The sequence below is a fragment of the Aliiroseovarius sp. F20344 genome (assembly GCF_023016155.1).
In the GTDB taxonomy this organism is placed as follows: Bacteria; Pseudomonadota; Alphaproteobacteria; order Rhodobacterales; family Rhodobacteraceae; genus Aliiroseovarius.
Genome location: NZ_JALKBG010000005.1, coordinates 32,457 through 58,869, shown reverse-complemented (window position 1 = coordinate 58,869; position 26,413 = coordinate 32,457). Strand labels below are relative to the sequence as shown.

Here is a 26,413-nt window from a genome sequence, read left to right as displayed (position 1 = left end):
AGGCCTGATTAGGCCCCAGCCCTTGCTTGGTCACGAGGGATAGATCCCGTGACGCGGGAGAATGTTAGTTGGCACTCCAGCGCGCTACCAGCTCGTCATAGTTGACGGTCTGACCTTGCGGCTTTTCGTTGTCCAACGGAGGCTTGGCGCCGCCATTGGCATACCACCACTCTGCGTCTTTCTCTTCGTTCAGACGAGGACCACAGCCGCCATAAACATTCTGGGCTTCGTCTGCACGCTGCATACGCGCCATGGTAATATCCATCTCCTCGGCCAGACGGTTCATCGCTTCCTGCGGGGTAAACGCACCCGAGTTCACGTCACCGATCTGCTGCCACCAAATCTGGGCCAGCTTCGGATAGTCAGGCACGTTGACGCCAGTCGGCGACCATGCAACGCGGTCAGGCGAGCGGTAGAATTCTACCAATCCACCCAGCTTCGATGCGCGTTCCGAGAAGCTCTCGTGGTTGACCGAGCTGTCGCGGATGAAGGTTAGACCCACATGCGACTTCTTCACATCCACGGTTTTCGAGGTCACGAACTGAGCATAGAGCCAAGCCGCTTGTGCACGATCCGACGGGGTCGACTTCAAGAAGGTCCAAGATCCAACGTCCTGATATCCAACCTTCTGGCCTTCTTCCCAATAGGGACCATGCGGGCTTGGTGCCATACGCCACAGCGGGTTGCCGTCGCCGTCAACCGTGTTGTTGCCTTCTGACTGCGGCTTCACCATGTCTGCGGTGAAGGCAGTGTACCAGAAGATTTGTTGGGCCACGTTGCCCTGTGCAAGTGCTGGCAGCGACTGATAGAAGTCATAGCTTGCAGCACCCGGAGGAGCATAGTTGCGCAGCCATTCATCCCATTTGCGGATCGCATAAACAGCCGCAGGGCCGTTTGCTGCTCCACCACGGGAAACGCTTGCACCTGCTGGGTTACACGAACCGGCTTCCATGCGGATACCCCATTCGTCGATCGGCACACCGTTGGGTTCACCTTTCGAACCGGCACCGGCCATCGACAGCCAAGCGTCTGTCATACGCCAGCCAAGGTCAGGCGCACGTTTGCCGTAATCCATATGGCCGTAGATATCGACACCGTCGATGTTCTTCACGTCTTTCGAGAAGAACTCGGCAATGTCTTCATAAGCCGACCAGTTGACGGGAACGCCAAGGTCATAGCCGTATTTTTCCTTAAAGGCAGCTTGCAAGTCCTCACGGTCAAACCAGTCTTTGCGGAACCAATAAAGGTTCGCAAATTGCTGATCTGGCAGCTGGTACAGATCACCATCCGGACCGGTGGTGAATTGCGTGCCCATAAAGTCATCCAGATCCAGCGTGGGCGACGTTGTCGCGGCCCAATCGCCAGTCATCTGATCCGTCAGGTTATAGGCCAGTTGCAGGCGCGAATGCGTCCCGATCAGATCCGAGTCATTCACGTAACCATCATATAGGTTCCGCTTGGTCTGCATCTGTGTCTGCACAGCTTGCACAACCTCGCCTTCACCCAGGATCTGGTGATTGACCTTGATGCCGGTGATTTCTTCGAACGCCTTGGTTAGAACCTCGGCCTCGTAACCGTGGGTCGGAATACCTTCCGACAGCACGTTGATCTCCATCCCAGCATAGGGTTGAGCGGCGTCGATGAACCATTTCATCTCGGCCATTTGTTCGTCTTTGCTTAGCGACGAAGGTTGAAACTCGCTGTCGATCCAGCGCGTTGCAGCCGCTTCATCGGCATAAATCGAGTGTGTCCCCGCAATCACGGCAGTCGCCGCAACTGCGGACATAAGATACGTCCGCATCTTGTCCTCCCAGTTTTTTTATAAACCGGCCTCCCGCCGGATGCTTAACGTTTGCAAAGACAGCGCTAACAGTCAACTAATAAATTAGTAGAAATACAATTGACGCCTAAGAGCGTTGAAAAACAGGGCCGTCCTTTGGCCTGATTGCCGCGCGACAAGTTGATTTTATCTTTTAATTTCTGATCACTAAAACCAAGCCAGCTAACAGCCCACCCTTAACGAAAGGCCGAGTTCATTCGAAGGTTTGGTTTTGTGGATGCCAAGGGAGCGCACCAATCAGACCTTCCAGAACTTGCTAGATCAGGATTGTGGAACAGAGGATTTGCAAGAACTAAGGTAGGTTTCAGCGCCCCCTACACCATCTCAATCAGTTTGATCCTTTGGATCTTCCCCGAGGGTCCCTTGGGCAAATCTTCCAGCACATAGATGGCATCGGGGGATTTAAACTTGCCCAGCTTCTCGACACAGATATTCACCAGCTGCTCGGTCGACAGCTCTGATCCATCGCGCAGTTTAACGGCCGCCTCGACCCGCTCACCATAGGTTTCGCAGGGACGGGCAAACGCGGCAGCTTCAACCACATCTGGGTGCGAATAAAGCGCCTCGTCGATCTCACGTGGGGCGATGTTTTCGCCGCCTTTGATGATCAACTCTTTCAAACGCCCCGTGACAAAGAAATACCCGTCTTCATCCACATGCCCAAGATCCCCGGTGCGCAACCATCCGTCGGAGGTGAACGTTTCACGCGTGGCTTCGGGGTTCTTCAGATACTCGCGCATCACATTTGGACCACGCACTGCGATCTCACCTTTGGTGTTCGGCGGCAGGGGTTTCAGGTCAGAAGACAAAATACACGCTTCATTCCCATAGGCCTTTCCCGGTGACCCTATTTTGCGCACACCCGGAGGCAAAGGATTGGATAGGATCTGTGCCGCAGTTTCCGTCAGCCCCATCGTCTCGACAATCGGGACCTCGAAGCGGGTTTCGAACGCGGTTTGAACATCCGGCGATAGCGGAGAAGAGGCTGAACGCCCAAAGCGCAGACCGGCACGGGTTTCGGATGAAGGTGTGATATCCGAATGCAGTAGATGAGAGATGATCGTCGGCACGACCGAGAACCACGTCACCTTGGCAGTTTCGCACTGGTCCCAGAATTTGCTTGCCGAAAACTTCTCGGACACAGCCAATGACCCACCCGAAACCAGCGCGCTCAAGACGGTCACGCATAGCCCGTTGATATGATAAATCGGAAGCACGCAAAGGCCACGATCTTTTGGCGTCAGCTTGTGGGCCACAGTGGGCGTCCAACCGCCGGCCAGCAGACTCGCGTGGCTGTGAACAACACCCTTTGGGCGGCCAGTCGTGCCCGATGTATACATCAAAAGCGCATCGTCTTCGGGGCCGAGCGGGTGCAATGTCGCGCTCTCGCTCGTGCAAGCAACAGAGAACCGTGACATATCTTTGGGGCGAACTCTTTCGAACAACTCCAGCTGGGCGTCACCAACAAGCGCGATACGTGCCTCGCAATGGTCCAGCGCATATCCAATTGCCTCGTCCCCAGCGACAAGGTTGATCACGGTCGCGCGGAACCCGCCATAGAGCGCACCATAAAGGCATTCGACTGCCTCGCGCCCGTTAGGCTGAAGGATCGCAACACTGGCCCCCTTTTCCAGTCCCAACGCTGTCAAATGCCCGGCCAACTGCCGCGCCCTACCCTGCAACTCTGACCATGTCAGCGCAGGCTCTCCGTCGAAAAACAGATAGGCGTCACGATCACCGATGGTGCCTGCCCGATCATCCAGCCAGTCTCGGACGGTGCCATTGGGGGGCGTATGATCGTTCGCGATCATTTCCCGGCGTCGGCCCAGTAATCCGCGAAGATGTCTTCGACGGCCGGTTCAACGGGTGGGATCTCTCGCACGATCTTTGTGCTCTGGATGAAGTGCTTCCAATGTAGGTTTTCATCTATCGCATTGCCGCCCCAACTGCCGCATCCCATCGAAAGCGAGAAGGGCATGCCGTTGTTGAAAGACCCTCCGGTCGCAAAGGTATGCGCCTGATTGACGATGACCCGGCAGGTCGGCATCGACGCCCCCAGCGACACGGCGCGTGCATCATCAGCGGTGTGAATGCCGATGGAATGCCCTGCCCCTTGATACTCCAGAATACGCGTTGCGATGGCCTGCGCGTCCTCATAGTCCCTCGCGCGATACAGCGCCGCGACACGGCTGAGTTTTTCGCCCGAAAGCGGATGGTCCGCGCCGATCCCTTGCGTTTCGACCGCAAGGAACTTGGTATCATCCGGCACTTGACCGGACAGGCCCAGTGCCTCGATCATTTTGTCTGCATCCTGCGCGATGACTTCGCGGTTCAGGTGCCCGTCGGGCCAAAGCTTCGAAACGATCTGCGCTTCGTCTACCACCAGCGCTCCTCCTTCTTCGGCGAGCGCTGAGATGAAGTCGTCATAGATCGCATCGACCACGATCATCGAGTTTTCCGACGAACACGAGGTCGCGTTGTCAAAGGTCTTAGACGCGGTGATCTTCTGGGCTGCGGCGGTCAGATCTGCGGTCTCATCCACGATCACGGTGACATTGCCCGCACCAACGGCCACGGCGGGTGTCCCACAAGTTTGCGCACGATGAACGTTGTTTTGGCTCCCAGTGCAGATCACACGGTCGCTCAGCTCCATCATCGCTTGTGTTTTTGCTTTGGAGCCCGGCGCGGGGATCATCTGGACCAGATCATGATCCAGCCCCAGCTTGTCGAACTCGGCGTGAATGTAGGACAGAAGCAGCTCGCAGCTTGCCACACCTTTGGGCGACGGGGCAACAACCACCGCGTTGCCACACTTCAAAGCGTTGATGATGTTGTTGGCGGGCGTCGCCGCCGGATTGGTCGAAGGCACCACAGCGCCAATCACCCCTATGGGGCGGGCGATCTCGGTGATGCCGGTGGCCGCGTCATCGCTGATGATCCCATGCGTTTTCACGCCCTTGATGTCGCGCATAAGGCCAAGCGTCTTGCGATGGTTTTTGATGATCTTGTCGGGCACGTTGCCAAGCCCGGTCGTCTCGACCGCAAGCTCGGCCAAAGCCTTGTTGCGTGAAGGCTCCATGATCGCCCAAGCGGCGGCTTCGGCCGCGCGGTCATATCGTGCTTGGTTGGCGCCAGACTCGTAAGCTTTCTGGGCAGCACGCGCACTGGCCACAATCGCGCTTACTTGGGCTACATCATCATGTGCATTCATCACGAAAATCCTATTGAAGTGGATAGGGCGCCATCCGCCCTATCCGTTGGTACTGCTCTACTTGTTAAAGACCTGCCAGAAGCTCTTTCAGGGTCTCTTGACGGGCTGCCCACATCGCTTGAACCTCTTCACGGGTCATGATGTGCATGGGCGAACCACCGGCTTTCATTTTACCTGCCACGCGCGAATTCTTGAACATTTCAGGCACGGCAGCGGCAAGCTTGTCGATGACCTCTTGCGGGGTGCCTTTGGGCACCATAACACCGCGGAAGTTCACGCTGGCGTTGTCGATGTCAAATCCCTGCTCTTTCAGGGTTGGAACGTCGGGCAGGAACTCGTTGCGTTCCAGGTCGAACACGCCAAGAATTTTGACGTTGCCTGCTTCCTGAGCGCGGAATGCGTCGGACAAGTTGTTCACCCCGCCCATGACGTCACCTGCGATCACGGCTTTCATGGCTGCTGCGCCGCCACCTTTGGTCGGGATGTAAGCCATTTTCACGCCTGCGGCTTTCTCAAGCTGAAGGGCTGCAATGTGGTGACCCACAAACAGGCCTGCACCTGAGAAGGTCAACTTGCCTGGGTTTTCCTTGGCGTAGTTCACAACGTCTTCCATCGAGTTCATCGGGCTGTCTTTACCGACGACGAAGACCGCAGGGTCTGCACCCCAGTTGGCGATCGGCTCAAAGCTGTCTGCCGAATACTCGACACCGCCTTTGATCGACTGTGCGATGAAGTGCGGGATGTTGTAGGCACCCAGCGTGTAGCCATCAGCCTCGGCCTGAGTTGCAAACCAGTTCCAACCCACGCGGCCACCCGCGCCCGGCTTGTTGATGATCGCGATGGGCATGCCAAGCGCGTCTTCGTTTCCCGCTGTCATGGTGACGATACGCGCTTGGAAGTCGGTTGCGCCGCCTGCACCATAGCTAACCATCATCATGATGGGACGTTCAGGGTAGTCCTCGGCGATGGCTACGCCACCGGTTAGGGACATCAGCGCCAATGCGGCGCCTGCCAGTAGATGTTTCATTTTAGATCCTCCCTTGGATGTGCGTTTGCCGCTTTTGCGCGGTCTTGTTCAGAAAAATATCTCTCGTGGTGTGTAAACCTTGAGCAGCATGGCGAAGAGCCCATACATCACGGCCAGAAACCCAGCGGTGATGATCACCCGCTTGATCCAGGTTTTGGCTACGCCATGTGGTGAAGGGTCGTAAAAGCTTAGCAAGATGAAGAAGGCGATGGTGCCAGCTGTGTAGAAGCCCAGCGCCTTTGCCCCCCAGAAAATGTAAATGAGCGCGATGATCAAACCCGGAAGCAGCCAGACGAAATCCCGTCGCGAAACTCCGTTACCGACCTTTGTCCAGCCAAGGATTGCTTTGACAAACGTCCACAAGGCCAACACGACGAAGACTGTCGAGATGAGGCGCGGGAACAGGAATGCCTCGGACGGTTGCTGGGTATAGCTTATCCAAGCCACCCACATCCCAACTGCTGCAATAAAGCCAGAGGCCACGATGTGTTGAACGCGGGGAAGACTTACATAGCTCATCCCATGATCTCCTCTTTCGACGTGTAGCGGCGGCTGCGAAGTTCCATCCAAACCGAATAGGCAATGGAAGCGACGACGATTGCGATCAGGACGATGTTCAGCGTGCCGGTCAGGAAATAGCTGGCCATGCCATCGGTGGCCCCTGCAATCATCGATCCTTGGATGAAGTTTGCCTCGGCGATCGGGCCAAGGATCAGGCCGAGCACCAGTGGTGCGGCCGAAAATCCGAAGCGTTCAAGGAAGTACATCATGACGCCCAGCGTCGCCATAACGTAAACGTCGCCCATGCTGGACTGGACCGAGTAGCTGCCGAAGACAGCAAGCCCAAGCACGACCGCAGCCATGACGCTTTGCGGGACCTGCGCCACACGGGCGGCAAGGCCAGCGACGTAAAGACCGAAGATGCACATCAGGATTTGTCCGATCAGCATCGAATTGATGAAGGTCCACGCCACGTCTGGGTGATTATCAAAGAGGTCAGTGCCCGGGAAAATGCCGTGGATCAGCAAACCGCCGAGCAGCACCGCCGCAGTGGGTGAACCAGGGATCGAAAGCGTCAAAAGCGGCACAAGACTGGGTCCAACCATCGCGTTGTTTGCGCTTTCGGCCGCGATCACGCCTTCGCTGTGGCCCTTACCGAATTTCTCTCGCTCCGAGCTGAATTTCTTGGTTTGGTCATAGGCGACAAGGCCCGCAATCTGGCCACCAACACCCGGTATAAGTCCGATGACCGAACCTGTGATGGTTCCGATGGTCAGGGCTTTAGGACGACGAAGAAGCTCTCTCACCGCATCCATGATCGAATGCTTCTCGACTTCGATCACCTCCGCATTCGTCGCGCTGCGCCCTTTGGCGAACATGGTCAGAACCTGAGGAATGGCAAACAGCCCGATCAGCGCGGCGATGATGTTGATCCCACCACCTAAAGCCGGGTGGAAGATAAACCGCTGTGCACCCATGATGTCGTCAAATCCAATGGTTGCGAGCCACAGGCCAATGCAACCCGACAGCAGACCCTTCACCACCGAAGCGCTGTCCAGCGATCCAATGACGGTAACGCCAAGGATGGCGAGCCAGAACAGATGGCTGGGACCGAAAGCCAGTGCCCATTGTGCCAGAACAGGCGTCAAGAAGATCAAGAGAAGCACACCAATCACGCCCCCAACCGCCGACGCAAGGAAGCTTAGCTGAAGTGCCTGTGCGCCTTTGCCTTGCTTCGCCATTGTGTGGCCATCCAGCGTTGTCGCGATGTTTGCAGGCGCGCCGGGAATTTTCAGAAGGATTGCACTGACCGCGCCACCCGCCACAGTCGACGTGTAGGCTGCCCCTAGAAGGATCAGACCCTGAACGGGCGCCAGATGAAAAGTGAAAGGAATTAACAGCGCGACAGCCATCGTGGGCGAAAGCCCTGGTGTGGCACCAAGGATGAGCCCCCCAATCGTGCCCAAAAGCAAAAGGCCAAATGAGATGGGGGTGAACACATCACCGAAGTAGTAGAGAAATTCCAAGATGCAGTCCCGTTGTTGATCACGCGTTGACAATTTAAGCTAAGACATGAAAATAGTTTTGCAAATGTTTTCATTTTTTAGCGTGAAAAACCCGAAATATGAATCAAAAACAAAAGAGTAAGCCAGATATTGTCGATGTTGCGAAGGCGGCTGGGGTATCAATCTCGACCGTGTCGCGAAGCTTCAATCACCCGGATTTGTTGAAGCCAGCGACTCGCAAGAAAATCGATCGGGCGGTGCAAAAGCTGGGATATATCCGCAACCGGGCCGCGCAGGTTATGCATGGTCGCAGGACCGGGACTATCGGATTGGTAGTCCCGACAATCGACAATGCAATCTTTGCAGAGCTCATCCAATCGTTTTCCGAAGCGCTGGATCAGCTGGGATTTACGATGCTTATTGTGTCGCACGGCTTCGACCTTGATCGTGAATATGCGATGCTGCGAAAACTTCTTGAGCACCGGGTTGATGGGCTTGCAGTTATTGGCCTTGAGCACAGCGAAGCGACCTATCAACTGATCGAACAGCAAGCCATTCCAAGCGTCGCAATCTGGAACTACGAAACAGATGCACGGCTATCCTGTGTTGGTGTTCAGAACTCAGAAGCAGGTCGATTGGCCGCGCGGCATCTATTGGACTTAGGTCATCGCGACATCGCGCTTATCTTTCCAGATCCGGATGGAAATGACCGTGCCCGCGACCGCCTGCAAGGGGCCTCTGATACGTTTCAGCAAGATCAGATTGCGATCCCGGATGACTGGCGACTTGAAGCCCCCTACAATATTGCAGACGCCAAACAGGCGAGTCTGACACTGCTGTCCGGGCCCCAACGACCGACAGCAATCCTGTGTGGCAATGACATCATTGCGCAAGGCGTTCTATATGCCGCGCTTCAGCTAGGCCTTCATGTGCCAGATGATCTGTCGATCATGGGGATCGGGGACTTCAAAGGCTCTGGCGAGATCGAACCATCGCTGTCCACCATCCGCATTCCAGCACGGCGTATCGGCACGTTGGCAGCTGAGCAGATTATCAAAACGGTGACAGGCGAAACCGAAGGGACAACTGCCACGAATTGCGAACTTCGGCTTGTGCAAAGGGCGTCGACTTCTTCACCAAGAAGCACAACGCCCTAAGAGTTTCTTGTGGTCGCCGCTCACAGCAAAGCGCTGAGTGTGGCGACTTTTGAACGGTCGCATCAAGCAGGCGCGTTTGCGCCTCGCAAAAGCCGCCGTCCTACGGTCAAGCCGTTCACCTTCTCGACAATCGCTTGGGCATCAATCCCGTGATGGCGATACAGATCGCCGATCGTTCCGGTTTGGCCGAAATGCTCGATACCCAGCGGGATCGTCTGATGACCAGCCACTGAACCCAACCACGAAAGCGTCGCGGGGTGGCCGTCGATCACCGTGATGATCTTGCAATGGGGGGGCAACGTGGCCAACAGCGCTTCGATGTGAGATTGCGCGTCGGTATTGCCACGCGACCGCGCACGTTGCGCTGCTGTCCAGCCTGCGTTCAAACGATCTGCCGAGGTGACAGAGAGAACGCCGACATCGCGACGCCCTTCACCGATCCTGCCAGCGGCCTTGATCGCTTCTGGGGCGACCGAACCTTGATAGGCAATCACGACCTCGCAATTGGGACCAGGTTTGCGCATCCAATAGGCACCATCGATGGCCCCTTGGCGGAAGTCCTCGTCCACCCGTTTACCGGGCTGCTCAATTGGGTTGGTGGTCAGACGCAGATAGACCGAGCCGCCGGTCTCGTCACGCAGCCATGTGCGCTCGTCCGGATCGCCTTCGCCATCACGCTGAAGGTAGTCAAACGCCCACTCCATGATCACCGCCAATTCGTCTGCAAAGGCTGGCTCGAACGATGCAAGCCCATCTTGCGACATGCCGATCAGCGGCGAACCAATCGACTGGTGCGCGCCACCTTCTGGGGCCAGCGTGACGCCTGATGGGGTGCCGACCAGCAGGAATCGCGCATCCTGATAACAAGCATAGTTCAACGCATCCAACCCGCGCGCCACGAAGGGATCGTAGACGGTACCAACCGGAATCAATCGCTTACCAAACAAGCTGTGGCTCAGGCCCGCAGCCCCCAGAAGAAGCATCAGGTTCATCTCGGCAATGCCAAGTTCGATATGTTGCCCTTCCGGTTTGAATTCCCACTTCGCGGTCGAGGGGATGCGGTTTTCGATAAACGCATCTGCCTGAGCGGTGCGGGCGAACAGCTTGCGGCGGTTCACCCACGGACCAAGGTTCGTGGTGCCCGTCACGTCAGGGGAAGTCGTTACAATCCGCTCCGCTAGCTTGCTGTCACCCTTGGACAGGTCATCGAGCACCTTACCAAACGCCATCTGGGTCGAGATCTCGCGCGAGGTATCCATCTCGATCGCAGGCACTTCGATCTTTTCATCGGAAAGTCGGCGCGGACCTTGGGCAAAGAACGGCACTTTCGACAAGAAATCTCGCATGGCGGCCTGATCTTCGACGGTGGCCAGAGGCTCCCATTCATCATCTTCAGCCACGCCCATGTGCTTCTGCCACGCGCCAAACTGCGTGTTGTTCATCAAGCCGCCGTGGTTGTCCTTATGGCCTGCAATCGGCGTGCCCCAGCCCTTGATCGTATAGGCCAGGAAACAAGTAGGACGGTCGTGGTCGATGGCGTCAAAGGTCTGGGCCATCGTCTCGACGCAGTTACCGCCGAGGTTTTCCATAAGGGCGGCCAGCTCTTCATCGCTGCGCTTTTCAATCAGCGCAGTGACGTCGCCTTGATCGCCCAGATCATCCATCAGCCGCTTGCGCCAAACTTCGCCACCCATGAACGTCAGGGCCGAGTAGTCTTGGTTCGGGCAACTATCGATCCAGTCGCGCAGCTTGTCGCCGCCCGGTTCTTCAAACGCCGCACGTTGCAGCGCGCCATGCTTGATGCGCACAACGACCCAGCCGAAGGCGTCAAAGATCTTCTCGACACGCTCGAACAGGCCTTCGCGCACGATCCCGTCCAGCGATTGGCGGTTATAGTCGATAATCCACCACGTGTTACGCAGGTCGTTTTTCCAACCTTCCTGAAGGGCTTCGTAGATGTTGCCCTCGTCCAATTCAGCGTCACCAACCAGCGCCACCATACGACCCATCGGCGCATCCGCACCCCAGCTTTTTGCCTTGATGTAATCTTGGATCAGCGACGCAAACGAGGTCACCGCCACACCCAGGCCTACCGAACCCGTCGAGAAATCAACGTCGTCAATATCCTTGGTCCGGCTGGGATAGCTCTGCACCCCACCATAACCACGGAAGTTTTCCATCTTCTCGCGAGTCTGGTTGCCCATCAGATACTGAATGGCGTGAAACACGGGCGAAGCGTGCGGCTTTACCGCCACACGATCTTCCGGCTTCAGGGTTGAGAAATACAGCGCAGTCATAATCGACACCATCGAGGCCGAGCTGGCCTGGTGCCCGCCTACTTTGATCCCGTCCACTTTGGGACGTACGTGGTTGGCGTGATGGATCATCCAATGCGACAGCCAAAGCAGGCGCTGTTCAATGGTCTTAAGGTGGTGATGGTCTGTGGTCGTCATATTGGAACTTTCTGGCAGAGCTGTTTTGGCGTGGCAGGACCGTGCCGGTCAGCTTTCGATTTGGGTGCTTATGATCTCGCCCGTCATCTGCACGGGGTTCATGATCGTCTGGGCATTCGGGCTGTGTGAAACCGACTTGCGGTGAAGTTCGGCGAATTGTTCTTCTGTCCCGTCGCCCGTCACGTAGATGCGGTATTTGACTTCTGGAAATCCAACGGTGCTGTTGGTACCCAACCCCATAAATCCGCGCAGGTCCAGCGTGGCATCAAAATCAATACGCACGGTTTCCAGCTGAATACCGGCAGCTGTGGCACCAGCCACAAAGCTAACCATCATGCACGACCCCAGCCCCGACAGCAGAAGTTCTTGCGGGTTTGGCCCATGATTGTTGCCCATCAACTGGCGCGGTTCATCCGATTTCCAGGTGAACGAGCGGCTGATCTGATGCGGTCCAACTTTCATCGGTTTGGTTTCGCTGCGCGAGCGGGTGCCGCTTTCCCATTTGATTTCCAATCCATAGTCCATCAACGCCTCTTCGGGGACGTCGGCCACTTCATTCACGAATTCGCTAAGAGCGGCTACAGGGATATTGTTACGCATGGGCGGGTTCCTTTGATGAGTATATGGTGGCAAATGCGCGGTCAAAATCGGCGATAAGATCGTCTGCATCCTCAATGCCGACAGACAGGCGTACACATCCGGGATCAATGCCGATATCGGCCCGCTGACGGGTGGTGAACGTGGCTTGCGATGTGTTGAATGGCAGGCTGATCAAGCTTTCCACACCGCCTAGGCTGGTGGCCTGTTTCGGAATGCGCAACGCATCCACCAATCGCAGTGCAGCCTTGTCCCCGCCTTCAATGACGAAGGTGATATTGCCCATCCCGTTCTTCAAAAGCCGTTTGGCCGTGTCATAGTCAGGATGGCTTTCCAAGAACGGGTAGAAGACCTTTTTCACCCGTGGATGTGTCTCTAGGAACTTTGCCAAAGCGGTTGCGCTTTCCTCGTGGGCGCGCATGCGTACATCAAGCGTTTTCAACCCGCGCTCCAACAGGAAACAGGCATGCGGATCCAGCGAGCCACCGTAGTTCAGCAACCGTGGCCAGATCATGTCGATCAGCTTTCGCGGACCAGCGGCAACACCGGCAATCAGGTCACTGTGCCCGTTCAGGTATTTCGACGCTGAGTGCACCACGACATCAACGCCATGCTCCAGCGTGCGCATTGCGACAGGCGGGGCAAAAGTGGCGTCTACCACCAGCCGCACGTTGCGACGTTTCGCGATCTCAACCAGCCGCGGAATGTCGATCACCTTCAGAAGCGGGTTGGTGATCGCTTCGAAATACATCAGCTGAGTATTGGGCTGAATGGCGGCTTCGATCGCATCAAAATCATAAGAATCGACCATGGTGCAGGACATTCCGAATGTCGGGAATTCCTGATTAAACAGGTTGAACGTGCCGCCATACAGGTCGCTTGAGGCCACGACATGCGCGCCCTTGTCCACCAACGCCATCACAGTGCTGGTAATGGCCGCCATGCCCGAGCTGAATACGATCGCGGATTCAGCGCCTTCCAGCGCCGCCAGCTTTTCCTGCACCGCCCATTGCGACGGGTTGCCATAACGCGAGTAAATGAAGCGGTCACGTGCAAACCCATCTTCGACGGACTGATACTGATTGTCATTCAGCACAAAGGTCGACGCCTGATAAATCGGGGTTCCAACGGCACCAGTGCGTGGATCGTCATGGGTACCTGCATGAACGCAAGTCGTGGACATTCCTCTGCCCGGTGCTGGGTGATTGGCCAGAAACGGACCAGCACCACGGGTGCGGCCCAGCTCGTTCAGCCAGCCATCATTTAAATAGTCGGGTGCTATGCTGGACGGATCGCCCAGAATATTCTTATTCGACATGGTGAACTCCGATTTCTCCCTAAAAGAATGACGGCGTGACTAAAACCCGCACTGCCTGTCCGCCTGTTTCTTGTATCAGGCTGCCTGTGCGTTGTGCGCACCAAGCGCGGCATAAAGATCGTCAATGATGTCATCAGAGGCTTCCAATCCAACAGACAAGCGGACCAGACCTTCTGCGATGCCATGTTCGGCGCGTTCTTCAGGCGTGTAGGTGGAATGCGTCATGGACGCAGGGTGTTGGATAAGGCTTTCCGCATCGCCAAGGCTGACAGCGCGCTGGATCAGTTTCAGACGGTTCATCACCGCGATCCCTCCGGCCTTCCCGCCTTTCACTTCAAACGGGATCATACCCCCGAAAGCAGACATCTGCCGTCCTGCAAGCTCGCGCTGCTCAAAGCTGTCCAGCCCAGGATAGGAAACCTTCAGCACCGCGGGATGAGCCTCAAGTGCTTGTGCCACTTTCATGGCGCTTTCACTGTGTCGCGCGACCCGCAGCTCAAGCGTTTTGATCCCACGTAGCAGAAGCATGGCAGTTATCGGCGACATAACCGCGCCGGTCATATCCTTCAGGCCGACCAGACGGATCTGAGTGATGTCTTCCTCGCTTCCGACCACAAGACCGGCAATGACATCACCATGCCCGCCCAGAAACTTGGTCGCAGAATGCACAACGATATCCGCGCCATGTTCAATCGGCCGGGTCAGCACTGGCGTTGCATAAGTATTATCAACGATGACCTTGGCCCCAGCGCGGTGCGCGATTGCGGAAATCGCTTCAATGTCGATCAATCGGTTGTTCGGGTTGGCAGGCGTTTCGAAATAGACGATCTTGGTTTTGTCGCTGATGGCCGCGCTCAAGTTGGCTGGGTCCGTCAAATCAACCAAGTTCACCTTCACCCCAAAGCGCGGCAAGCCATGGGTCATAAAGGCAAAGGTGCAGCCATAAAGCGTTTTGTCGATGATCACCTCATCGCCCGCGCTTAGAAACGACCAAAGGGTCGAGGTGATCGCGCCCATGCCCGAAGCAGTACACAGCCCCGCTTCACCACCTTCAAGATTTGCAATGCGCTGTTCCAGATGATCCAGCGTCGGGTTTGAGATCCGCGAATAGAAATGTCCTTCGCGTTCGCCGGCAAACATCTCGCCACCTGCCTCGGCATTTTCAAAGGTGAAGGTCGACGTCATGTAGATCGGTGGATTCAGTGCCCCCTGCTCGGATCTTGGGTCATAGCCGTGATGGATGGCACGGGTTGCGAAACCTGGCGATTGGGTCATGGGAAGCTCCTGATTCATTTTGAGACATAATGAACCCCTTTGAGCAGCAATGAATTGCCAACTATGCCACCATTTAGTAAAATATTGGCATAATATGCCAATAGAGGACCCGAGATGGACGCGAAAGACAGGCAGATCATACGCGCATTGCAAAAAGATGGCCGTATGACCAATCAAGATCTTGCACAGGAAGTGAACCTGTCGCCCTCGCCATGCCTGCGCAGAGTGCGCAATCTGGAAGCCGATGGCGTGATCCAAGGATACAGCGCTGAAGTGGATCCAGCTGCCTACGGCCTGTCCATCACAGTCTTCGTGCGTGTTCGGCTTGAACGACATAACGAAGCAGATGTGCAGAATTTCGAAAAACGCGTCCGCCTGATTGACGAAGTTCTGGAATGTCACGTGATGACGGGCGCGATGGACTATCAGCTTCGGGTTCTGGTGCCTGACCTGAACGCATACGAGGATTTCATCCGCACCCGGATCCACCCAATCGGAGGCATCGCTTCAATCGACACCAGCTTTGTCTACGGGACGGTCAAGAAGACAGCGGTCTTCCCGCCAGCGTCTTAGTGTCCGCCCCACAAGGATTGCGCCCACCAAACGGTTGTCACGCTGTCAGGTGGAACCCCCGGAATTCCTTCACCGTCGAAAGGCACAGCAAGGTCTTCATCTGCGCGACCGATGGGATTAGCGACAACCGCTCACGATAAAGCGCTTCGTAATCCTCGGTATTTCGGGCGGCCACCCGGATGAGATAGTCAAATTCACCCGAAATCAGATGGCATTCCAGAACCTCAGGCATCTGGCAAATGGCCTCTTCAAATGCCGAAATATCGGTCCGCCGTGCACTTACCAGTTTGACCTCGATGAAAATTTGTATTTCAAGCCCCACGGACTTGCGATTCAAACGGGCAGCGTAGTGGGAAATTTTCCCCTCAGCCTCAAGCAGTTTGACGCGCCTATGGCACGCAGACAACGACAGGCCGACCTTGTCGGATAGTCGTGCCATCGATATCTGACCGTCCTTCTGAAGGATGGAAAGAATGTGGATATCGAGTTGGTCCATAGGAAATTTTCTCTTTTGAGGCGCTCAGATGGAAATATTTCCAGAAATTTTCCTGTAAATCAAGAAATGGAAGAACCTTTCTTATCTTGGTTGCGCTAACCTGAAACTGTCCTGAAACGGACGCTACAACTAAGGGAGGGAAACATGTCCCATAAGATCGTCGTCGGTTATGACGGCAGTGACAGCGCCAATGCGGCGCTCGCATTCGCTACGGATCTGGCCAAAACTCTGGGGGGCAGCATCGTTGTTGCTCACGTACTGGAATGGTCGCCATATTCGTTTTTGACACCAACTGAATTGGAAGAACGTCATAAGCGACGCGGTGAAGAATTGGCCCGTGCTGAGGCTGCTATTCTTGCCCCAGCCGTTGAAAGCCTGAAAGACAGCGGGCTGCAGATCGACACGGCGCTGAAATACGGAAACATCGCAACAACCCTTGGAGAAATTGCCGGGGAATGCGGAGCCAATCAGATTGTGATCGGTCGCAATGGCGAACCTGGCCTTTCATCCCGCGTTTTCGGGTCAGCGGCCATCAGCCTGGCGCAGGCAGCGCCGGTGCCAGTGACCATTGTGCCATAAGCGAACAGGAAACATCATGACCAATCAAATTAAGGCGGCAGCTCTCGCTGCACCCGCCATGTTGGCAGCATCTGCGCCAGCCATGGCACAATCATTGGACCAGACCATCAATGAAGGCTTCGCAAGCGCGACCGGATGGTTTGTTACACTTATCTTCAGCCCGTTCCCCGGAACTTCCTTCCCGTGGATCGTGATGTGGCTGGTGATCGCCGCAACTGTATTTACGCTTTACTTCGGCTTTATCCAGTTCCGGGCTTTCCCTCACTCTATCTCGCTGGTCAAAGGTGACTATTCCGACCCCAATGACGCGGGCGAGGTTAGCCACTTCCAAGCACTTGCAACCGCCCTTTCCGGCACCGTGGGTCTTGGCAACATTGCCGGCGTTGCAGTCGCGGTAGGCATCGGTGGACCCGGTGCAACATTCTGGATGATCCTCGCTGGCCTCATGGGCATGGCGTCGAAATTCACCGAATGTACGCTGGGCGTGAAGTACCGCAATGAGTACGAAGACGGCACCGTATCCGGGGGCCCTATGTACTACATGACCAAAGGCTTTGCCGAACGTGGTCTGCCAGCAGGCGGCTTCATGGCGGTCCTATTCTCGGTCTTCTGTATCTTAGGTGCCTTTGGTGGCGGCAACATGTTCCAGGCCAACCAAGCGCATGCTCAGATCGCAAACGTTGTTGGTGACTTCCCGGGTTGGATCACTGGTCTGATCTTTGCCATCATCGTATTCTTAGTGATCGTTGGTGGTCTGAAATCCATCGCCAAAGTAACCGAGAAAGTCGTGCCTTTCATGGGCGTGCTTTATGTGCTGACTGCACTGGTTATCCTGATCATGAACGCAAACATGATCGGTTGGGCGTTTGGCGAAATCTTCTCTGGTGCCTTTACCGGAGCCGGTGTTGCTGGCGGCATGGTCGGCGCCCTGATCCAGGGCTTCAAACGGGCCGCATTCTCGAACGAAGCAGGCGTGGGTTCGGCCGCGATCGCCCACTCGGCAGTTCGTACGAAAGAGCCCATCACCGAGGGCTTCGTGTCCTTGCTTGAGCCGTTCATTGACACCGTTGTGATCTGTACGATGACCGCTTTGGTGATCATCATCACTGGCCAGTTGGTCAGCGATCCGAACACAGGCCTGTATCTGCTGGACGAAGGTGCATCGACCATTCAAACGGTTGATGGCAACAAAGGCGTCGCGCTGACATCTGCAGCATTCTCGTCAGCCATTCCGTTCTTCAAGTACATCCTGGCGATTGCGGTAATCTTGTTTGCCTTCTCGACCATGATCAGCTGGTCCTACTACGGCCTTAAGGCCTGGACCTTCCTGTTCGGCGAAGGACAGACCAAAGAACTGGTGTTCAAGATCATCTTCTGCATCTTCGTGGTGATCGGTGCCTCGGCCAACCTTGGCCCAGTAATCGACTTCTCGGACGCAGCGATCTTTGCCATGGCTGTTGTGAACATCGTAGCGCTGTACTTCCTGATGCCCGTGGTGAAAGGCGAACTGGACAGTTACCTGTCGCGCCTCAAGTCAGGCGAAATCAAAAAGTTCCACTAGTGTAGTTGCATCCCTTTAACGAGTGATTGGAACACAAAGCCGCCGAGTTTTCTCGGCGGCTTTTTTTGTTCAAGGGTCACAGAAGAAAAGAAACCCAGTGCCCCCACACCTAACGGAAGAGAACAGTTGGGTGCAGCGTTCGAAGATATCTTGGCAACTTGGCGATCCCTGAAGGACTCGAACCCTCAACCTGCTGATTAGAAGTCAGCTGCTCTATCCAGTTGAGCTAAGGGACCGCACGCCAGAGCATTACCCCCGCGTGCGGTGCAGTTTCAACCTGAAATCGCGTGTCAGCTGTTGATCTGTTTGGCCACGAACCACGAAACGGGCAGTGCGACGACGAAGCCAGCCATGGCTGACCACAGGATCGGCTGCAATGTGTCCTGTCCGATGGTCAATGCGGCGACCATGAAAATGCCGGCCAGAGTGGCACCCAACAGGATGTAAATCACGGCAGCAAGACGTAACATGTTAATCTCCTTGCATTATATTTGCAGGGGGACATTCTGCCCGTCCAACTTACGGCGCTTTGATCCGGATCAATCGCCGGCCATCGCACGCGCGACATAGTAACTCACCGGAAGGCCGACTACGAAGCCCACCGCCGCAGCGCCCAGCAAGGGCCACAAGCCGGATACGCCGTTCACCAATGCGATCACCACCAGCACCGACGCGACGGTCGAACCGATGATGCCGTAGAACGTGGCGACGATTTTCCAAAGCGGTGCGCGCATGGTGGGTCTCCTTCGCGGGCGGCATAGCCCACGGGGCCCGGGCTGCCTACTTCTTCTTCACAAACTGCGTCAGAATGACAATGCGCTGACCTTCCACGCGGCCCTCGATATGCTCGGGATTGTCCGCGACAAGGCTGATCCCTCGCACCGCCGTCCCGCGCTTCGCCGTGAACCCAGCCCCCTTCACCGGCAGATCCTTGATCAACACCACGTTATCCCCCGCATTCAGCGTGACCCCGTTGCTGTCCTTGTGGTTTGAGGCCGCGGCCACATTGTCGACCCACGCCTGCGTATCTTCGTCCAGATAGACCTGATCCAGCAAATCCCGCGCCCACGCCGCCTCCAACCGCTTCAACATCCGCACCGACAACACCTGCACCGCCGCATCCTCGGACCACATCGAGGACGCCAGCCCCCGCCAGTGATTTTCGTCCGGCGTGCCTTCGATCTGAACGGCGCATGTGGCGCAGATATCTGCCGAGGCGTCAGCGGGTCCGCCGGGAACGGGGAAGGAGGAAAGAGGCGCGTCTGAGGCGCAGAGGGGGCAATGCATTGGGGCTCCGAGGTTGGGTGAGGGAGCTATAGGGGGGATTGGTAGGAGGAGTCACGCGGAAGATTTTTTACCGGGGTGTAAAGCCGCCCAGTCAACCTCAATTGAAGCTAGATCTTGAAACCCGAGACCCCATATTCGTACCTGTCCGCGTCAGCAGGCCGCATCCAAAACCACCTGAACCTCGTGACAATGTTTTTTTCATCGCAAGGGTTGGGCGTGTCATTGTGCTTACAATACTCAAGAAAACGCGAGTACTCGACCGCCAGCACCTTGGGGAAAAACAAAAAGTCCCCCACCTCCCATCCCGCGACCCAAACGTCATAGAAGAACATCGGTGTCTTACCAACCGCACCCACCCAGTCCTGCGGAATCGCTGTGAGCTCCCCTTCGCCATACAATAAACCATGGGTATGGATCGGTTGACCTAGTTTCGTGCGTATTTCGGTATAGCTTTCTTGAGTGAAGTCTGACGACCACGCTTCGGGCGCGGGGTCGAAGAAGTGAAGCGAAAGATCAATCGCCAAGCTCACAATCAAAACCGAGAACAGAGCTATTCTCATAGATCAACACTTTCACGCACAATTATCATTCAACCTCAATCAGACACTCAAACCCATCGAGTGAACTAAGAGCCATTATTTGACAGCGGTCTTCATGGGCACAGTTCACCCGAATGCAGGAAAGCATTCAATCAATAATTGCATCTCAGAATCTAACAGGCGGACATCGCCTTACCCTAGGTGGGCGGAACGCCCTCCCGTAGGGAGGGTCGGGCGTTGTCCGGTCTGTCGACCGGACGGAAGGGGCGTGGAAATTCCGACGGGTTAGCGCTCTGGGTGGGAGCTAGATGGATGCAATGTGTGGACACGGAATCGAAGGAGTTGCGACGGGATGCGCACGCGATTTGTTTCGCAATTCGCTGCCGCGCACTGGGGCAATCTGCGTTGGCCCCCATATCTTGCAGGCTTGCAACAATATAGCGGTTCCGCACCCAGCCCCCACAATATATTGTTGCCCAAACCCCGCATGCCCCTTATAGATCACCCCACAGGTGCTAGACGCGGAATGCATACTGACGCAGCAAGCGGAGTTCGGAGGCCAGACGGCAAACGGGCTCCGCTTCGCGTTTGGGGGGATGCGATGTGAGGGGGTAGAATAGGAAAAGGCGCCAGGTGCTCAGACGCGGTCTTTGCATTGGTCTTGCGACCTCCTGACGCCTTCCTGAACGGTTCCGCCCGAGGGCTTTCCCGATCATTGGTTCCGGTTCGAAAGAACCTTCACCTGCCAGTTCTAATCCGAAGATCTTTCCCAGCTACCAGTCTTGATCCGAGGACCCTTTCCAGCCCACCCTGACCCGAAGGCCTTGGCGTCCAGCGCGTCTTCCGAAGAAGTCTTGCTGTAAGGAAACTGTTGCATTGGGGTGCGATTCCCTCAAGGAAAAAACTGCGATTCAGGCAAATTTCTTGGGGATAAGCTGTTGATAATGCAGCGTTTTATCTGTGGAAAAGCTGTGGACAGATACCAGATTGCGCCGCGATCCCAATGGGTTGGGATGTGGATAGAGCCGCAAAGGGGTACGCACGCGATTTTCTGCGAAATTCGCTGCCGCGCACTGATGAAAGGGCCACTTTCGCGGCCATTTCATTCTTAATCGTCCATTTTCAGAGCACTGATGAAGGCTTCCTGCGGGATGTCCACCTTGCCGAACTGGCGCATCTTCTTCTTACCGGCCTTCTGCTTTTCAAGCAGTTTCTTCTTCCGGGTCGCGTCGCCGCCATAGCATTTCGCCGTCACGTCTTTACGCAGCGCCGAAAGCGTCTCGCGCGCGATGACCTTGCCGCCAATCGCCGCCTGGATCGGAATTTTGAACATGTGGCGGGGGATCAGGTCTTTTAGTTTCTCGCACATCGCCCGGCCCCGCATCTCGGCGCGGTCACGATGCACCATGGTGGACAGCGCGTCGACGGGTTCGTCGTTCACAAGGATGGACATCTTCACAAGGTTATCCTCGCGGTAGCCCTCCATCTGATAGTCAAACGACGCGTAGCCCTTCGTGACCGATTTCAGTCGATCATAGAAGTCGAACACCACCTCGTTCAGCGGCAGGTCATAAACGACCATGGCGCGCGACCCTGCATAGGTCAGGTCCAGCTGGATTCCGCGGCGGTCCTGACACAGCTTCAGCACGTCGCCCAGATATTCGTCGGGCACTAGAATGGTCGCCTTGATGCGCGGCTCTTCCATGTGGTCGACTTTGGACAGATCGGGCATGTCGGCGGGGTTGTGCAGCTCGATCATTTCGCCGGGCTCGTTGTCCTTGCCCTTCATGTAGACATGATAGATCACCGAAGGCGCGGTGGTGATGAGCTCGATATTGTATTCGCGTTCAATCCGGTCGCGGATGACCTCGAGGTGCAGAAGGCCAAGGAAACCACAGCGGAAGCCAAAGCCCAGCGCGGCCGAGGTCTCCATCTCGTAACTGAACGACGCGTCATTCAGTGCGAGCTTTTCGATCGAGTCACGCAGGTCCTCGAACTCGGCGCTGTCGACCGGGAACAGACCACAGAACACCACGGGCTGCGAAGGCTTAAAGCCCGGCAGCGCGTCTTCGGTGCCTTTGCGTTCATGGGTGATCGTATCGCCCACACGCGTGTCGCGCACCTGCTTGATAGAGGCGGTCAGGAAGCCAATCTCGCCCGGGCCCAAAACATCAATCGGTTTCATCTCGGGCGTGAAAACACCCACGCGGTCGACGGGATAAACGGCATTGGTCGAGAGCATGCGGATCCGCTCGCCCTTTTTCAGTTTACCGTCAATCACCCGGATCAGAACAATCACGCCGAGGTAGGCGTCATACCAGCTGTCCACCAGCATCGCCTTCAGCGGCGCATCGGGATCGCCGGTCGGCGCGGGCAAATCGTTCACGACAGCTTCCAGCGTTTCGTGGATACCCTGCCCGGTCTTGGCCGAGACCTGAATGGCGCCAGACGCATCAATGCCGATCACATCCTCGATCTGTTCCGCCACGCGGTCACAGTCAGAGGCGGGCAAATCGATCTTGTTCAGAACCGGCACGATGTCGTGGTCCGCGTCGATGGCTTGATACACGTTCGCCAGCGTCTGCGCCTCGACCCCTTGGGTGCTGTCGACGACCAGCAGAGACCCTTCAACTGCGCGCATCGAGCGGCTGACCTCATAGGCGAAATCCACGTGGCCGGGGGTGTCGATTAGGTTGAGGATATACTCCTCGCCGTTATCGGCGGTGTATTCGATCCGAACAGTGTTCGCCTTGATGGTAATCCCGCGCTCCCGCTCGATATCCATACTGTCGAGCATCTGCTCTTTCATGTCACGGTCAGCAACGGTGTTCGTCTCTTGAATGAGGCGATCAGCAAGCGTGGATTTCCCGTGGTCGATATGTGCGACGATCGAGAAATTGCGGATGTGTTTCAGGTCGGTCATGGGCCGGATATGATGTGGTTTTAAAGGGCCGTCAAGGACTTCGATGCATCCCCTACTCTACGGGCAGCACATTCCGTGTCACCATCGTCCGCAAGGTGAAGCTCGACCGCATGCGTGCGATGCCGTCTACGCGCATGAGTTTCTCCTCCATGAAGCGGTCAAAGGCGGTCAGGTCGGCGACGGCGACGCGCAGAAGGATGTCTCGGTTGCCGCTCATCAAATGGCATTCCATCACCTCGTCCATGCGCGAAACGGCACGTTCGAATTTGGTGACGGCCTCGCGGTTTTGGCTTTCCAGCTCGACCGAGATGAAGACCGTCACCGGAAGGCCCAGCTTTGACTGATCCACCCGCGCGCCATAGCCGGTGATGATCCCGTTTTGCTCTAACGCAGCGATCCGGCGGGCGCAGGGTGTGGGGGACAGGCCGACGGAATCAGCGAGGTCGCCAAGCTTTTGGCGGCCGTTCTCTTGCAGGGCGGCGATGATGCGGTGGTCGATGGCGTCCATTAGATAATTCTCGTTTTTGCGTGCCTGTCATCAGATAATCTCCAAGATTTCACGAGTCTACGCCTAATTTTGGTGAATTTCCCCCATGTCGCGTTGTTAGCTTGTGCGGAACACGGAGGACATCATGAATATCACACAAGTGGCAACGCCCACCCACGAAGGAGTGTATCGCGTCGAAGCAGCCGAGTTCGGCTTGGTCGGATTTATCGCCATTCACTCCACAACGCTTGGCCCTGCGGCGGGCGGTTTGCGGATGAAACCTTACGGGTCCGAGGACGAGGCGCTGACAGATGCGCTGCGCTTGTCCGAGGGCATGACCTATAAGAACGCGGCGGCCGGGCTGCCTTTGGGTGGCGGAAAATCCGTCATCATGGGTGATCCGACAAGCCTGAAGACGCCAAAGCTTCTGCGCGCGTTTGGCAAGGCCGTTGACGCTTGCGAAGGTCGGTACTGGACCGCCGAAGACATGGGCATGACGCCTGCGGACATGGCCGAAGTGGCCAAGGAAACCCGGTTTGTTGCGGGTTTGGCAGATGGCAAGTTCGCGTCCGGCGATCCCTCCCCCATCACCGCACGCGGGATTTTCAACTCGATCCGTCAGGTCGCCCGTCATGGCTTGGGGGACGCCCGGTTGAAGGGCCGTACCGTGTCCGTTCAAGGCTTGGGGCATGTTGGCTGGCATCTGTGTCATCGCCTGAAGGCGGCGGGTGCCAATTTGGTGGTCACGGATATCGACGCTGACCGCGTCAAAGCCGCCGTGACTGGGATTGGGGCGGAAGCTGTATCTCTGGACGATATCTACGGCGTCGAAGCTGACATCTTTGCACCCTGTGCAATCGGCGGCATTCTGAATGCTCAGACCATTCCCAACCTGAATGTGAAAGCTGTGGCCGGTGGGGCCAACAACCAGCTGGCGACACCACAAGACGCAGAGCTTCTGCACGGGCGCGGCATTCTTTATGCGCCGGATTACGTTGCCAATGGCGGTGGTATCATCAACGCAGCCGCCGAGATCCTCGAGATCGAAACCCGCGTCGATTGGGTTGATGAAAAACTGCGTGCCTTGGACGATACGATGAACAACATTCTGACTTCGGCCAAAGACGCAGGCGTCAGCCCGGCCGTGGTCGCGCAGGATGTTGTGGCGCAATCGATGACCTCGCGCGCAGCGTAAACCTGAAGGGGGCGTTGTGGCGCCCCCATTCTCGGCTTAGTCTCTGGTTGAAAGCCAGAGAGACATGATCACACAACAATCTGACATTCTGACCATCACGCTGAACCCGGCGTTGGACCTATCCACGCAAATGGGTCAGGTGCGCGCGAACGAGAAACTGCGCTGTGATACCCCCGCCATCGACCCCGGAGGTGGGGGCATCAACGTGGCCCGGGCTATCCAACGTCTTGGGGGCTACGCAACGGCCTTTGTCGCTTTGGCGGGGTTGCGGGGACAACAGCTTTCTGCCCTCTTGGAACAAGAAGGTGTGCCACAGCTGGTGCTGGAGCTTCCGGGGGAAACCCGGATCTCATTGGCCGTCACCGAACAATCGGCGCAGACCCAATACCGCTTCGTGATGCCCGGCCCAGAATGGACGGAAGAGCATGTGGCAAAGCTATGTGAGCGGCTTAAAGGCGAGCTTCGCGAAGGAACTCATGTCGTCCTGTCTGGATCGCAGCCACCTGGACTTTCGCCGCAGTTTCCGTCCGATTTCATCAAACTGGCACATGCCAAAGGGGCTTTGGTGTATTTGGACACGTCCGGCCCGGCCATGATGGCTTTGCAGGAAGTTGGGTCGCTCGCACCTGATGTTCTACGATTGGATAGTGCAGAAAGCGAAGCATTGGCGGGACGAGCGCTTGAGACAATCGAGGACGCCGTGCAGTTCGCTCAAAAACTGATTGAATCCGGCAAAGCGCATTGCGTCGTGCTTGCGCGTGGGGCGGAAGGATCAGTGCTTGTGACGTCAGACCAAGCCCTGCATGCGCAAACGCCCCCTGTTCCGGTTCAAAGCAAAGTGGGCGCTGGCGACAGTTTCATGGGCGGCTTCATACTGTCGTGTGCAAGGGGTAAGAGCTGGGAAGATGCGCTGCGATCCGGGGTTGCATCGGCAAGCGCAGCGGTTATGAGCCCCGCAACAGAGCTTTGCAGAGCATCGGATGTCGCCCGCCTGCTGCCCGAGGTCTCGGTCACAAAACTTTGACCCATTGCGGAAATTGCATTCGTCCGATCCAACCTGTATTCTGAAGCCCAAGCGGGCAAATCAGATCTGCAGCCAGAGGCGGAAATTTAAGAGGTTAAGATGAAACGAGTGGTTCTTGCGGCGACGCTGGTAGCGGCGCTTTTACCAGGACAATCCGCAATTGCCGGTGGCACCATCGAACGCGCCTGCATAAAGGCTGATCGCCCCAGCGCGTCACGTAGCCTTTGCAGCTGCATTCAGAAAGTGGCCAATGCGACACTGACGGGCGGAGAGCGTTCGAAAGTTGCCAAGTTCTTCAAGGACCCGCACAAAAGCCAATCGACCCGTCAATCTGACCGCCGCACGGACGAGAAGTTCTGGAAGAAATACAAGAAGTTCGGCGCTTTGGTCGCCAAACACTGCAGCTAACCCAAGTGCTTGATCAACCCAACTGACGCCACCTGAACCAGATCCAACGTCTGGTCGAAGTCGCGCGTATAATAGGGATCAGGAACGTGATCCATGCCAGCCTCGGGCGCGAAATCGGTGAACAATCGAACCGGTGTCTGGGACCCCGTCGGGCGCAAATGTTCGATATTGTCGATATTGCTGTCATCCATGCCGATGATTAGATCGAACTGATCAAAATCACGAGCCGTGAATTGCCGTGCGCGCAGATCAGACAGATCAACCCCCCGGAGTTTCGCAGCAGCTTGCATCGGCGTGTAAGGCGGGTCGCCAACATGCCAGTTTGATGTGCCTGCACTGTCAGTGATCACATCCAACCCAGCTTTGGTTGCAAGGGCGCGAAATACACCCTCGGCGCTGGGGGAACGGCAGATATTACCAAGGCAAACGAAAAGAACACGTGTGGTCATAAGGCGGT

At 56.3% G+C, this 26,413-nt stretch carries 25 protein-coding genes and 1 tRNA gene; 7 read left to right on the top strand and 19 right to left on the bottom strand.

The window, feature by feature from the left end; all coding sequences use genetic code 11:
• Positions 1-64: 64 nt before the first annotated feature.
• From MWU55_RS04505 to MWU55_RS04480, 6 genes are all read right to left on the bottom strand, one after another.
• Positions 65-1,801, bottom strand: a complete 1,737-nt coding sequence (locus MWU55_RS04505) for an ABC transporter substrate-binding protein (protein WP_246934561.1) — start codon at positions 1,799-1,801, stop codon at positions 65-67.
• A 353-nt stretch (positions 1,802-2,154) separates the two neighbouring features.
• Positions 2,155-3,651, bottom strand: a complete 1,497-nt coding sequence (locus tag MWU55_RS04500; RefSeq protein WP_246934560.1) for an AMP-binding protein — start codon at positions 3,649-3,651, stop codon at positions 2,155-2,157.
• Entirely contained in the window at positions 3,648-5,051 is a 1,404-nt protein-coding gene (locus MWU55_RS04495) for an aldehyde dehydrogenase family protein (protein WP_246934559.1), read from the bottom strand. The genes MWU55_RS04500 and MWU55_RS04495 overlap by 4 nt, the downstream gene beginning before the upstream one ends.
• Before the next feature lie 64 nt (positions 5,052-5,115).
• Positions 5,116-6,078, bottom strand: coding sequence for a tripartite tricarboxylate transporter substrate binding protein (locus tag MWU55_RS04490; RefSeq protein WP_246934558.1), 963 nt, complete (start codon positions 6,076-6,078; stop codon positions 5,116-5,118).
• A gap of 48 nt (positions 6,079-6,126) precedes the next feature.
• On the bottom strand, positions 6,127-6,597 hold the full coding sequence (locus tag MWU55_RS04485) for a tripartite tricarboxylate transporter TctB family protein (RefSeq protein WP_246934557.1): 471 nt from the start codon (positions 6,595-6,597) through the stop codon (positions 6,127-6,129).
• On the bottom strand, positions 6,594-8,105 hold the full coding sequence (locus tag MWU55_RS04480; protein ID WP_246934556.1) for a tripartite tricarboxylate transporter permease: 1,512 nt from the start codon (positions 8,103-8,105) through the stop codon (positions 6,594-6,596). The genes MWU55_RS04485 and MWU55_RS04480 overlap by 4 nt, the downstream gene beginning before the upstream one ends.
• 98 nt (positions 8,106-8,203) lie before the next feature.
• On the opposite strand from MWU55_RS04480, the gene MWU55_RS04475 reads away from it, so the two are divergent.
• Positions 8,204-9,241 carry a LacI family DNA-binding transcriptional regulator gene (locus MWU55_RS04475; protein ID WP_246934555.1) on the top strand — a complete coding sequence of 346 codons (1,038 nt, stop codon included), beginning with the start codon at positions 8,204-8,206 and terminating at the stop codon, positions 9,239-9,241.
• Between the two features lie 62 nt (positions 9,242-9,303).
• On the opposite strand, the gene MWU55_RS04470 is transcribed toward MWU55_RS04475, so the two are convergent.
• The 4 genes from MWU55_RS04470 to MWU55_RS04455 form a co-directional block, all read right to left on the bottom strand.
• On the bottom strand, positions 9,304-11,694 hold the full coding sequence (locus tag MWU55_RS04470; protein WP_246934554.1) for a 1-deoxy-D-xylulose-5-phosphate synthase N-terminal domain-containing protein: 2,391 nt from the start codon (positions 11,692-11,694) through the stop codon (positions 9,304-9,306).
• A 48-nt stretch (positions 11,695-11,742) separates the two neighbouring features.
• Complete coding sequence (locus MWU55_RS04465) at positions 11,743-12,294, bottom strand: OsmC family protein (protein ID WP_246934553.1); 552 nt, start codon at positions 12,292-12,294, stop codon at positions 11,743-11,745.
• Complete coding sequence (locus tag MWU55_RS04460; protein ID WP_246934552.1) at positions 12,287-13,609, bottom strand: PLP-dependent aspartate aminotransferase family protein; 1,323 nt, start codon at positions 13,607-13,609, stop codon at positions 12,287-12,289. The genes MWU55_RS04465 and MWU55_RS04460 overlap by 8 nt, the downstream gene beginning before the upstream one ends.
• Positions 13,610-13,684: 75 nt before the next feature.
• The gene (locus MWU55_RS04455; RefSeq protein WP_246934551.1) at positions 13,685-14,884 is read right to left on the bottom strand and encodes a methionine gamma-lyase; all 1,200 of its coding nucleotides are present in this window, start codon (positions 14,882-14,884) and stop codon (positions 13,685-13,687) included.
• A gap of 114 nt (positions 14,885-14,998) precedes the next feature.
• Between MWU55_RS04455 and MWU55_RS04450 the strand changes: the two genes are divergently transcribed.
• The gene (locus tag MWU55_RS04450) at positions 14,999-15,457 is read left to right on the top strand and encodes an Lrp/AsnC family transcriptional regulator (RefSeq protein ID WP_246934550.1); all 459 of its coding nucleotides are present in this window, start codon (positions 14,999-15,001) and stop codon (positions 15,455-15,457) included.
• Between the two features lie 37 nt (positions 15,458-15,494).
• On the opposite strand, the gene MWU55_RS04445 is transcribed toward MWU55_RS04450, so the two are convergent.
• A complete protein-coding gene (locus MWU55_RS04445; protein WP_246934549.1) occupies positions 15,495-15,953 on the bottom strand; it encodes an Lrp/AsnC family transcriptional regulator in 459 nt (152 codons plus the stop codon).
• A gap of 144 nt (positions 15,954-16,097) precedes the next feature.
• Between MWU55_RS04445 and MWU55_RS04440 the strand changes: the two genes are divergently transcribed.
• Both MWU55_RS04440 and MWU55_RS04435 read left to right on the top strand, forming a co-directional pair.
• Positions 16,098-16,532 carry a universal stress protein gene (locus tag MWU55_RS04440; RefSeq protein ID WP_246934548.1) on the top strand — a complete coding sequence of 145 codons (435 nt, stop codon included), beginning with the start codon at positions 16,098-16,100 and terminating at the stop codon, positions 16,530-16,532.
• Positions 16,533-16,548: 16 nt separating this feature from the next.
• On the top strand, positions 16,549-18,093 hold the full coding sequence (locus tag MWU55_RS04435) for an alanine/glycine:cation symporter family protein (RefSeq protein WP_246934547.1): 1,545 nt from the start codon (positions 16,549-16,551) through the stop codon (positions 18,091-18,093).
• A 159-nt stretch (positions 18,094-18,252) separates the two neighbouring features.
• Here the strand turns inward: MWU55_RS04435 and MWU55_RS04430 are convergent.
• From MWU55_RS04430 to MWU55_RS04400, 7 genes are all read right to left on the bottom strand, one after another.
• A tRNA-Arg gene (locus MWU55_RS04430) sits at positions 18,253-18,329 on the bottom strand.
• Positions 18,330-18,383: 54 nt separating this feature from the next.
• Positions 18,384-18,563, bottom strand: coding sequence for a CTP synthetase (locus MWU55_RS04425; protein WP_246934546.1), 180 nt, complete (start codon positions 18,561-18,563; stop codon positions 18,384-18,386).
• 69 nt (positions 18,564-18,632) lie between these two features.
• Positions 18,633-18,827 (bottom strand): CTP synthetase, encoded by a 195-nt coding sequence (locus tag MWU55_RS04420; protein WP_246934545.1) that lies wholly within the window; start codon positions 18,825-18,827, stop codon positions 18,633-18,635.
• Between the two features lie 46 nt (positions 18,828-18,873).
• Positions 18,874-19,380, bottom strand: a complete 507-nt coding sequence (locus MWU55_RS04415; protein WP_246934544.1) for an alkylphosphonate utilization protein — start codon at positions 19,378-19,380, stop codon at positions 18,874-18,876.
• 107 nt (positions 19,381-19,487) lie between these two features.
• A complete protein-coding gene (locus tag MWU55_RS04410; protein WP_246934543.1) occupies positions 19,488-19,904 on the bottom strand; it encodes a hypothetical protein in 417 nt (138 codons plus the stop codon).
• A gap of 1,123 nt (positions 19,905-21,027) precedes the next feature.
• Positions 21,028-22,842, bottom strand: coding sequence for a translation elongation factor 4 (lepA, locus tag MWU55_RS04405; RefSeq protein WP_246934542.1), 1,815 nt, complete (start codon positions 22,840-22,842; stop codon positions 21,028-21,030).
• A 52-nt stretch (positions 22,843-22,894) separates the two neighbouring features.
• Positions 22,895-23,350 carry an Lrp/AsnC family transcriptional regulator gene (locus MWU55_RS04400; protein ID WP_246934541.1) on the bottom strand — a complete coding sequence of 152 codons (456 nt, stop codon included), beginning with the start codon at positions 23,348-23,350 and terminating at the stop codon, positions 22,895-22,897.
• Between the two features lie 124 nt (positions 23,351-23,474).
• On the opposite strand from MWU55_RS04400, the gene MWU55_RS04395 reads away from it, so the two are divergent.
• The 3 genes from MWU55_RS04395 (at position 23,475) to MWU55_RS04385 (ending at position 25,956) form a co-directional block, all read left to right on the top strand.
• Entirely contained in the window at positions 23,475-24,524 is a 1,050-nt protein-coding gene (locus MWU55_RS04395) for a Glu/Leu/Phe/Val dehydrogenase dimerization domain-containing protein (protein ID WP_246934540.1), read from the top strand.
• Positions 24,525-24,588: 64 nt separating this feature from the next.
• Positions 24,589-25,548: a 1-phosphofructokinase family hexose kinase gene (locus MWU55_RS04390; RefSeq protein ID WP_246934539.1), complete on the top strand. Its 960-nt coding sequence runs from the start codon at positions 24,589-24,591 to the stop codon at positions 25,546-25,548.
• 99 nt (positions 25,549-25,647) lie between these two features.
• Entirely contained in the window at positions 25,648-25,956 is a 309-nt protein-coding gene (locus MWU55_RS04385) for a hypothetical protein (RefSeq protein WP_246934538.1), read from the top strand.
• Here MWU55_RS04385 and MWU55_RS04380 read toward each other — a convergent pair.
• Positions 25,953-26,405 (bottom strand): low molecular weight protein-tyrosine-phosphatase, encoded by a 453-nt coding sequence (locus tag MWU55_RS04380; protein ID WP_246934537.1) that lies wholly within the window; start codon positions 26,403-26,405, stop codon positions 25,953-25,955. The genes MWU55_RS04385 and MWU55_RS04380 overlap by 4 nt on opposite strands.
• Positions 26,406-26,413: the final 8 nt, after the last annotated feature.